Source organism: Coleofasciculus sp. FACHB-712 (assembly GCF_014695635.1).
GTDB lineage: Bacteria > Cyanobacteriota > Cyanobacteriia > Cyanobacteriales > FACHB-T130 > FACHB-T130.
In genome coordinates this window covers 1-9,931 of sequence record NZ_JACJOQ010000095.1, presented here as the reverse complement: position 1 = coordinate 9,931, position 9,931 = coordinate 1, and the positions used below count along the sequence as shown (strand labels likewise).

Genomic DNA, 9,931 nt, shown 5'->3' with positions numbered 1-9,931 from the left:
AACATGGTAAAAGGACAAAAACTAGCAGTCTTCGCTTCTCAGTCTTACCTGGATCTGACGGCAAAGCGATCGCTCTAAGTTCCCCACGGTCTTAAGGATGCAGCGCATCCAGATTCTCGTTTTTCCGGGCGTCAGCGCCCAAAAACGAGGGAAACTAGGTTTTATTTGAGTGCAATGAGTTTCAGGATGCGATCGCATCCCGAACTGACAACTTCAAGATTCGGCTATCGGAGCCATCTTTTCTCTGTCACTTTTGACAAGCTTTTCGCAAGCGATCGCGCCAATTATGATTATCTTTTAATCTGTCTTCTTGCGCTTTTCGGAATCGCTCCCGCCACTCATTACTACCATTTAATTTATTTTCTTGTGCTTCACGCAATCGCTCCTGCAATTGGACAAGAGGACTGGGGTTAGCATTTGGGGGAGGTAAGATTCCCAACAATGCTAGCCATTCCGGCACTGACTGAGGGCGATCTTCTGGTTTTAAGGCCATACCTTTGACGATAGCGTAATTTACGCGATCGCCGAGGAGAGAATTAATGCGTTTGGGTGGTGTGAGTTCCATCCCATACGCTCTCATTGGTGAAGGTGTAGGTACTTGAGCCGTTAATAAGGTATAAAGCGTTGCAGCTAAAGAATAAACATCCGTGTAAGCACCGCGTTTGGAGCGCCAGTCATACTGCTCAATCGGGGCAAAGCCGCTGGAGCAAAATTCTGTCTGTGTTTGGGTGATATCTGGGGTAAACTCGCGGGCAATGCCAAAGTCAACGAGAACCGCTTCCAAGACGCCCTCTATCTCAGAAGTGACAACATCGGCATTTTTACAACGCAGCATGATGTTGAGTGGCTTGACATCCCGATGTAGTAAACCATTGTTGTGAACCAGTGTCAGGGCATCACCTATCTGCTGAATGTAGCGCATTGCTTCCGCCTCGCACATTGCCCCTTTCTGCCAAACTCGATGGGCTAGGCTTTCTCCGGCAATATATTCCATCACAATGCACCACAGCCCATCCTCTTGAATGACTTCATCAATTTTGACGATATGAGGATGATTAAATTTGGCTAACCGCACCGCTTCATTCAGAAAATCCTGCTGAAATTTGCCGAAGTCATGTTGGCGTTGCAGAAAGTGGTTGAGGGTTTTGATGACAAGCAAATTGCCTTTTTTGTTTTTAACCAAATAGGCGATCCCAAAACCACCTTGTCCAAGCACTTTTTCAATGGTGTACTTGCCGTTTTGTAACTTCTGCCCAGGATTCCAAGCCATTATTTCTGACTCCCTTGCGCTTGCATCGATTTTGGCGCGGTCTGAAGAAGTATTCAATTTAACTTAGTACAAGTGTACTATAGTCAAAGTACAAATACAAGCGATCGCGCTTTAGCCTAAGCAAAAAGCAATCTTCATGGCTGTGATACTCTACCGTGAAGCTCGGTAGTTGAGAACTGCTCTAAATGACAGTTTAATTGGCAAAATACGCAGTCGCATCGTCTAACTCCTCGGTAGACATCTGACTGTTCAATGGCAACAGCACAGTAAAAGTAGTGCCTACCCCAACTTCACTACTGACAGAAATCTGACCGCCGTGCAAGTCCACGAATTTTTTAACAATTGATAATCCCAGCCCTGTACCGGGAATCTTGCCAACATTTTTGGCTCGGTGAAACACTTCAAATAGTTGTTCTTGGTCGGTTGGAGGAATGCCAATTCCTTCATCTTTAATTTGAATTGTTGCCTGTCCATCATGACAAGAAAGTTCAAGCTGGACAGTGCCGCCTTGCGGTGAATACTTAATTGCATTCGAGACCAAATTTGTCAGAATATGCCATAGAAGTTTTTGATCCATATATACCTGGGCACATTTACATTTACTGGCAAAGATGAGCGTGTGTTCTTTCCCAGTTGTAAACTGAATTTCCTCCATCAAATCGTGGCAAAATTGTTTTAAATCAAAAGGCTCTACATTAATCTCTAATTCTCCAATTTCTGCTCGACTAATTGTTAAAACATCTTCTAACAACTGTGTCATCTGTTTAGCAGCTGAGCGAATGCGATTGAAATATAAAGCTTTTTGTTCTTCAGTCGCTTTGTAGTTGTAGTGTTCAAGGAGTTCGGCAGACATGAGGATCGTGTTGAGGGGATTGCGAAACTCATGGGCCATCATTGAAACAAAGTAAAATTTCCCTTCATTCAGTTCTTTTTCTTTTTCCAAAGCAATCCGAACTTCTTCTGTCCGCTTCCGTTCGGTAATGTCCCGGCAGTTAACAACAACTCTAGGAATTCCTGACTGGGGAATAAAATTTTTGCAAATTGCTTCTAATATTTGCCAAGAGCTATTTTGATGTAGAAATTTAAATTCTGTAAATAGAGTAATATCGGTTTTTTTAACTGCTTGATTGAGAGTATCAATCACCTCAGTTACGTCTTCAGGATGAATAAAATTATAGAGTTTTTTGCTAACTAGCTCTTCCGGTTTGTAACCTAAAACTTTCTCAACGGATGGACTTGTGTAATAAATAGTGCCATCAGTATCTAGAACAGCGATGATGTCTAAGGCATTTTCGATCAGTAAGCGGAAGCGTTCATCATTTTCCCGTAAAGCTTGTTCTGCTTCGCGCCGTTTGCGCCGCTCAACGGCTTCGCGCAACTCGCGTTCAACTGCGGGAATTAATCGCGCCAGGTTGCCTTTCATCAAGTAGTCAGAGGCTCCAGCTTTCATCGCAGCGACTGCGACATCCTCTCCAATGTTGCCGGAAACAATAATGAATGGTGAATCTAGCCCTTTGTCTTTCAACAAAGTTAAAGCAGCAGGAGCGCTAAAAGTGGGCATTGAGTAGTCTGATATGACAATATCCCAATGTTGTTTATCTAATGCTGTATTCATGGCAGCAGCTGTATCTACCCGCTCGTAAATCGGCTCGTAACCACCGCGCTCTAGTTCGTTGAGCAGTAATTCAGCATCATCTTCTAAATCTTCAACGATGAGAACTCGCAGCGGTTGATTCATCATATTCCTAGTAGCGGCGGGGCTTCATTGAAAAGCAGCCAATACATTCCCAACTGCTTTACTGCTGTCATAAATTGTACATAATCTACAGGTTTGCGAATGTAACTGTTACAACCGAAGCTATAGCCGTTGAGTCGGTCTTGCTCCTCTGTTGATGTCGTGAGAATGACGACTGGCAAGAGTTTTGTCAGGTCGTTGGCACGCAGTCGTTGCAACACTTCTAAACCATCAATTCTGGGCATTTTTATATCTAGTAGAACGACTGCGGGTAGTCTGTTAATGTCCCTGTCAGTGTACCTACCCGTACCAAACAGATAATCGAGTGCCTCTACTCCATCGCGGGCTACTACAACATTGTATGGAATACCGCTTTGATCCAAAGCAAGTAAGGTAAGCTCTTCATCGTCAGGATTATCTTCCACCAATAGGATGTGTCGGTTATTCAATTTATTTTCCGTTTAGAAGCTAAGTTTAAATTCTGCCCGCCTTAGAGCGTGAAATAAAAAGTTGCACCTTGTTCTACTGCGCTTTCGGCCCATACTCGACCACCGTGGCGGTGAACGATTCGCTGGACAGTTGCCAGTCCAATGCCAGTTCCGGGGAACTCAGTCATTGAGTGTAGGCGCTGAAAGGCTCCAAACAATTTGTTGGCATAAGCCATGTCAAAGCCAGCGCCATTGTCACGTACAAAATAAGCAGGTTGAGAATCTATCTTTAGTGTGATGCCAAATTCAATACAAGCATATGAGCGATTTGACGTAAATTTCCAGGCGTTATGAAGTAGATTTTCCAGAATTATTCGTAGCAGCCGCGCATCCCCTTGTGCAACAATGCCTGGAGCGATCGCAACTTCAACGGGTCGTTCCGGTTGCGACTGTCTTAGTTCAATGACAATCTCAGAAGCGATCGCGCTTAAATCAACTTCCGTGGTACGCATCTCGGTGCGTGTCACCCGCGAAAGCTCCAGCAGGTCATCAATGAGTTCTCCCATTCGCTGGCTGCCTGCACGAATCCGATGCAGGTAGTGTTTGCCTTTCTCATCCAGCGTGTCAGCGTAGCGCTCCAAAAGCGCCTGACTAAACCCATCAACACTCCGCAGTGGCGCACGTAAATCGTGGGACACCGAATAAGAAAAAGCTTCCAGTTCCCGATTGGCGGCTTCGAGTTGTGCAGTCCGTTCGACCACCCGGCGTTCCAAGTCTTGATTGAGTTGTGTAATTTCCTGCTGGAATCGTTTGCGATCGCTAATGTCTTCAATAATGGCAATAAAGTACCTGAGTTCACCTGCACAATTACGCACAACCGATCCAGTCAGATTAATCCAGACTGGGGAGGTGTCTTTGCGGATGTAGCGCTTTTCCATTGAGTATGTTGAAATCTCACCAGCTAACATTCGACCAACATTTTCGAGGTCAGTATTGAGGTCATCAGGGTGAGTAATATCTTGGAAAGTTCGTTCTAAAAGTTCCTCACGAGTGTAACCAGTAATATCGCAAAGCTTTTGGTTCACCAGTCGCCATTGTCCATTCCTTTCTACCTCTGCAATACCGACAGCAGCTTGATTGAAAGTGGCACGGAATCGTTGCTCGCTGTTCCGCAACGCTTCTTCCACCTGCTTCAGTCCAGTAATGTCCCGGGAGATACCCAGTACAGAATTGATTAAACCGTCTTCGGTAAATTCTGCAACCAGGCGAGATTGATAATATTTCAGACCATTCGGTGTCGGAAACTGAAATTCAACAACATTCTCTTGACCCGTTTCAAAAACTTGGCGGAAAATGCTTTCCCATTGGGAGACGAGATCCTCAGACATTCCTAATTCGCGATTCGTTTTACCGATAAATACCTCAGACGGTGCTCCTGTTGCCAGTTCTATTGCTGAGTTGACATAGATATGACGTAAATCTCGATCGAACCGGGCAATGATATCTGGAGTATTTTCGATTAGTGCTTTGAGTTCTTGTTCTCGTTGGTGTAGTGCTGCTTGCGCCTGTTTACGCTCAGCAATTTCAGCTTCTAACGATGCGTTTATGGTTATTAATTCTGCCGTTCGTTCCCGAACCCGAATTTCTAGTTGCTCGTAAGCTCGCTGTAATGCTTCTTCTGCCCGTTTGCGCTCGGTAATTTCCCGACCTTCGGGAATCAATAGCACCACTTGTCCTGTCTCGTCTTTCACAGGTTTGAGCGAGGCATCAACAAACATTGTGCCTTGAGGAGTGGGCAGATTCCCTTCAAAACGAACAAAGTTACCGTTTGCTGCTTCGGTAATCGCTGCTTTCCACTGATTCAGGAATTCGGTAGGTAGGTTCCAAACTTCATCCCAAAATGGACGACCGACTATATCCGCCGCCTTAATTCCAACGAACTCTAGCGCTGTTTGATTAATCTCTAAGACAGTGCCATCCGGTTTCAGTAATCCAATGAATTGAAATGTTTGGTTAAAAATGGCGCGGAACCGTCTTTCACTTTCGCGTAGCGCTTCCTCCACTTGCTGACGCTCTAGTATTTCGTTTCTCAGCGCCAGGTTTACCGCTTCTAATTCTGCTGGACTAGGGAGAACCAGCGCTTTAGGGATCAATTCTGACAGCAGCACCGCCGTACCGAGGGAGACAATTGCAGTAAAAGCTTTGATCCATCCGGCTAGCCAGTAAGTAGGATGCCACAGCGTCCAGATTTCCATTAGATGAGTGGTGCCGCAGGCGATGATAAAGCTGCCAAACAGCAGAAAAATCCAGTTAAAAGGCACATCTCGTCTTTTGTAGACGAAATAGACCAGCATGAATGAAATCGAATAATATGCCAGCGCAATCAAAGCATCTGACGAAACATGAAGCCAAACTAAATCTGGCTTCCATAGATAGCAGTGTCCGTGGGGAATAAACCCTGCTGAAGCCAAAAGGGTTCTCAGGAAATCTGGCATGAAGTCTCCCTCATGTTGTGCTTGGTGATAAGATTTTCCTCGCCAATTCTTGTCTTCAGTTAGGTTAAGGGCGATCGCATTTCTTGGCAGTGATTCGTTTCACACGACTACCGCAATCATTGCGTCAAATAGTGTCTGTGACGCCAGTGCCTCACGCGCACTGGCACCGGAAAGGCAAAACAAAAATGAAGGATGGGGGATGCATAAAACTAGCGCCATGTTTCGGGCGATTAAGCTAGAATTGTTAAGGCTTCTTTACAGGATTTATGTTAAATCCCAAATTCTGTTAATAAGCCAAGAGACATCTATTTCAATCTCAACACCCTCTCTGGCACGCTTCTATGACGCTCCCTATTCGTAACGTCGCAATCATTGCCCACGTCGATCACGGCAAAACAACCCTCGTTGATGCCCTCCTCCGGCAATCTGGCATCTTCCGCGAAGGCGAAGACGTTCCTGATTGCGTCATGGATTCCAATGCCCTAGAGCGGGAGCGAGGCATCACAATTCTGGCGAAAAATACCGCCGTCAGATATAAAGAAACCCTGATCAATATTATTGATACCCCCGGACACGCCGATTTTGGTGGTGAAGTCGAGCGGGTGTTAGGTATGGTGGATGGCTGCATCCTGATTGTAGATGCCAATGAAGGCCCCATGCCCCAAACGCGATTTGTGCTGAAAAAAGCTTTAGAAAAGGGACTGCGCCCCATCGTTGTCGTTAATAAAATCGACCGTCCTCAAGCCGATCCCCACGGCTCAATTGATAAAGTCTTGGATCTGTTTTTGGAATTGGGTGCAGATGACGATCAGTGCGATTTCCCTTATCTGTTTGCCTCCGGTATCAATGGTTATGCCAAAAATGACCTGGAATCCGACAACATGGATATGCAGCCCATGTTTGAAGCAATTCTGCACCATGTCGCGCCACCTGTAGGCGATCCGAATAAGCCTCTACAACTGCAAGTGACAACCCTGGATTATTCTGAATATCTGGGTCGGATTGTGATTGGAAAAATCCATAACGGCACAATCCGGATGGGGCAACAAGTGGCTTTGGTGACGGAAACCAGCGCCATTGTGAAAGGTAAAATCTCCAAGTTGATGGGTTTTGAAGGCTTAAAGCGGATTGATTTGGAAGAAGCCTCTGCGGGAAATATTGTGGCGGTGGCTGGTTTTGCCGATGCAAATATTGGCGAGACAATTACTTGTCCAAACGAACCGCAAGCTTTGCCGTTGATTAAGGTGGATGAGCCTACCTTGCAAATGACCTTTTCGGTGAACGATTCGCCCTTTGCCGGACAGGAAGGGACGATGGTGACATCGCGGCAAGTACGCGATCGCCTGTTCCGCGAACTTGAAACGAACGTCGCCCTGCGGATTGAAGATACCGACTCTCCCGATAAATTACTCGTTTCCGGTCGAGGCGAACTTCACCTCGGCATCTTGATTGAAACCATGCGTCGGGAAGGCTATGAATTTCAAGTTTCCCAGCCGCAAGTGATTTTCCGCGAAGTCAGCGGTCAACCCTGCGAACCTTACGAATGTTTGGTGCTGGATGTCCCGCAAGAAGCGAGTGGTGGCTGTATCGAACGTTTGGGGCAGCGCAAGGGCGAAATGCAAGATATGCAGATGAGTGCCACGGGTCGCACTCAACTAGAATTTGTGATTCCCGCCCGTGGTTTAATCGGCTTCCGGGGTGAATTCATGCGCCTCACCCGTGGCGAAGGGATTATGAACCACAGCTTCCTAGACTATCGCCCCATCACCAGCGATATGGAAACTCGCCGCAACGGTGTCTTAATTTCATTTGAAGAAGGCGTTGCTACCTTTTACGCGATGAAGAATGCTGAGGATCGGGGTGCATTCTTTATCACTCCGGGCACCAAAGTTTACAAAGGCATGATTGTCGGGGAACACAACCGCTCTCAAGATTTGGAACTGAATGTCTGCAAGGCGAAGCAGCTGACGAACCACCGTGCTTCTGGCGGTGATGAATTAGTGCAGTTGCAAGCGCCAATCGATATGAGCTTAGAGCGTGCCTTGGAATACATCGGTTCAGATGAATTGGTGGAAGTTACTCCCAAGTCAATTCGGCTGCGGAAGGTGACGAAGAAGTTGGCGAAGCGGTAAATGATTCGACAACAATAGCCCCAGGTTGAAGCCTGGGAGCTACACGAAAAAAGCCCGCGATGGCGGGCTTTTTTTTAGAGCGATCGCGCATTCCTTATCGCCTTTATCGTTCCGATGCCATACACTGCCATACATCAGTAGGGGAGTAGGAACAGGGCTATGCCATGCCCCTAACCAACGTTAGAAATGCAATAGATTCCACTTAACTGCAAACTGCTATAGATGACATCCGAAATGCGATCGCTCTAACTTTCCTGTAAAACCCAGCTTACATCCAGGTACGAGTCGAACTAGAAGCGTCAATTCCACCTGTGCGGATACGGCGATCCAGATCGTTGGGATCTGGGGAAGCACTCAATGCCGCCTCTAGAGTAATCCGACCCTCTAGCATTTGGTCGTAAAGCGCCTGATTCATCACCTGCATTCCATCGAACGTGTCATCTAGCATCAATCGATAAGCTTCCTCATCGTCACCCTTGAGCAAGTAATCTTGCATCGCCGGGGTATTGATCAAGATGTCGTGGACTGCCGTGCGACGACTATCCGTGGTTGGCAGCAGCAGTTGTGCAATCACTGCCACCAAAGAATCGGTGATCTGAATTCGCATGGCTGGCTGTTCATCGGCGTTGTACAAGTTCAACAAGCGGTTAACCGCGTTGATGGCGTTGCGCGTGTGCAGAGTGCCTAAAACTAAGTGACCTGTTTGGGCAGCTTGCAGGGCGGTATTAACGGTAATGCGATCGCGCATTTCCCCAATCAGAATCACATCTGGATCTTCCCGCAAAACTGACCGCAGTGCCGCGTGAAACTCATTGGTATGCAAACCCACTTCCCGTTGACTAACCAAGCACTTTTGGGAAGGGTGGACGAATTCAATTGGGTCTTCAATCGTCACAATATGCTTATTCGTCGTCTCATTCAGATGACGAATCATCGCTGCTAAGGTCGTTGATTTTCCCGATCCCGTGGGACCTGTCACCAGAATCAATCCTTGCGGTTTGCTTACAATATCCTTGAGGACTTGCGGTAAGCCTAAACTATCAAGCGAAGGGATCTCTAGGCTGATCAAACGCAGAACCATTGCTCCGCCCATCAGGGATTCAAAACAATTCACCCGACAGCGCACGAAACCTGGGTAGAAAATTGCCGTATCCAGTTCCTTGTTTTCTGCAAACTGCTTTCGCTGAGCAGGCGTCAGGATCTCAGCAAGGTTTTGCTCAAAAATTTCAGGTGTTACCTTGAGCTGACCCTCAGCCTCTACCATCTGACCTCGAATCCGATATCTGGGAACTTGCCCCACTCGAATATGGATGTCCGAGGCTTTTTGAGCATACGCATCTTTCACCATCTGTTTGATGGAAGTCGCGCTATTCACTTCTGGGGGTCGCCCTGGCTGCATCTGCGGAGGAACGGGTGGTGGCGGTAGTGGTGGTGGCATGCGTGAAGGAGCTTGTGCGCGAGTCGCTTCAGCATCATTGGCTTTGGTCATTTTTTCCCCCTGGGTACTTACTGGGTCCGGCAGCATCGGTAAAACCACAGTTTAATGGATCTTGCCTTTAAAAATTTTCTTTAAGTCAACCGTGAATGTCCTTAATTCTAAAAAATTACCAGACAGGTGTAAAATCTCTTATTTATTTGTAATCAGAATTTTGTTAAGGTGCTGGGATAGCTAGACTCTAGACTGGGCAGCGCTGTTTATGAATATCGGTAATCGGATAGCAGACTGGCTGGAAACTCGGTGGGTAACGCCAGCCTACGCTGGGTGGATATTGGGAATCATCGCCGTCTGTTTTTTTGGAGCTGCCACGAACACAATGGCGGGGTGGCTGTATGTTATTAGTGGCCTCAGCTTTGCGCTACTCGGAATTGCA

The 9,931-nt window shown here is 46.8% G+C and carries 6 protein-coding genes and 1 pseudogene; 2 read left to right on the top strand and 5 right to left on the bottom strand.

Annotation, left to right across the window (positions count from 1 at the left end):
• Positions 1-247 precede the first annotated feature (247 nt).
• The 4 genes from H6F50_RS02385 to H6F50_RS02370 all read right to left on the bottom strand — a co-directional run bounded on the left by H6F50_RS02385 (position 248) and on the right by H6F50_RS02370 (position 5,928).
• Positions 248-1,270 (bottom strand): serine/threonine-protein kinase, encoded by a 1,023-nt coding sequence (locus H6F50_RS02385; protein ID WP_190425924.1) that lies wholly within the window; start codon positions 1,268-1,270, stop codon positions 248-250.
• A 193-nt stretch (positions 1,271-1,463) separates the two neighbouring features.
• Positions 1,464-3,011 (bottom strand): ATP-binding protein, encoded by a 1,548-nt coding sequence (locus H6F50_RS02380; RefSeq protein ID WP_190425921.1) that lies wholly within the window; start codon positions 3,009-3,011, stop codon positions 1,464-1,466.
• Positions 3,008-3,454: a response regulator gene (locus H6F50_RS02375; protein ID WP_190413057.1), complete on the bottom strand. Its 447-nt coding sequence runs from the start codon at positions 3,452-3,454 to the stop codon at positions 3,008-3,010. Before H6F50_RS02375 ends, H6F50_RS02380 begins: the two co-directional genes overlap by 4 nt.
• 41 nt (positions 3,455-3,495) lie before the next feature.
• Positions 3,496-5,928, bottom strand: coding sequence for a PAS domain S-box protein (locus H6F50_RS02370; RefSeq protein WP_190425918.1), 2,433 nt, complete (start codon positions 5,926-5,928; stop codon positions 3,496-3,498).
• Between the two features lie 341 nt (positions 5,929-6,269).
• Here H6F50_RS02370 and typA point away from each other — a divergent pair, with 341 nt between their 5' ends.
• A complete protein-coding gene (gene typA / locus H6F50_RS02365; protein WP_190413055.1) occupies positions 6,270-8,060 on the top strand; it encodes a translational GTPase TypA in 1,791 nt (596 codons plus the stop codon).
• Between the two features lie 268 nt (positions 8,061-8,328).
• Here typA and H6F50_RS02360 read toward each other — a convergent pair whose 3' ends face one another.
• Positions 8,329-9,549, bottom strand: coding sequence for a type IV pilus twitching motility protein PilT (locus H6F50_RS02360; RefSeq protein WP_190413054.1), 1,221 nt, complete (start codon positions 9,547-9,549; stop codon positions 8,329-8,331).
• Between the two features lie 208 nt (positions 9,550-9,757).
• Here H6F50_RS02360 and H6F50_RS26850 point away from each other — a divergent pair.
• Positions 9,758-9,931, top strand: a pseudogene (locus tag H6F50_RS26850) (DUF58 domain-containing protein); the annotation flags it as partial.

Excerpts from the sequence above, each read along its gene's own strand:
- H6F50_RS02385 (WP_190425924.1), bottom strand. The coding sequence starts at position 1,270 with ATGGCTTGGAATCCTGGGCAGAAGTTACAAAACGGCAAGTACACCATT.
- H6F50_RS02380 (WP_190425921.1), bottom strand. The coding sequence starts at position 3,011 with ATGATGAATCAACCGCTGCGAGTTCTCATCGTTGAAGATTTAGAAGAT.
- H6F50_RS02370 (WP_190425918.1), bottom strand. The coding sequence starts at position 5,928 with ATGCCAGATTTCCTGAGAACCCTTTTGGCTTCAGCAGGGTTTATTCCC.
- typA (WP_190413055.1), top strand. The coding sequence starts at position 6,270 with ATGACGCTCCCTATTCGTAACGTCGCAATCATTGCCCACGTCGATCAC.
- H6F50_RS02360 (WP_190413054.1), bottom strand. The coding sequence starts at position 9,549 with ATGACCAAAGCCAATGATGCTGAAGCGACTCGCGCACAAGCTCCTTCA.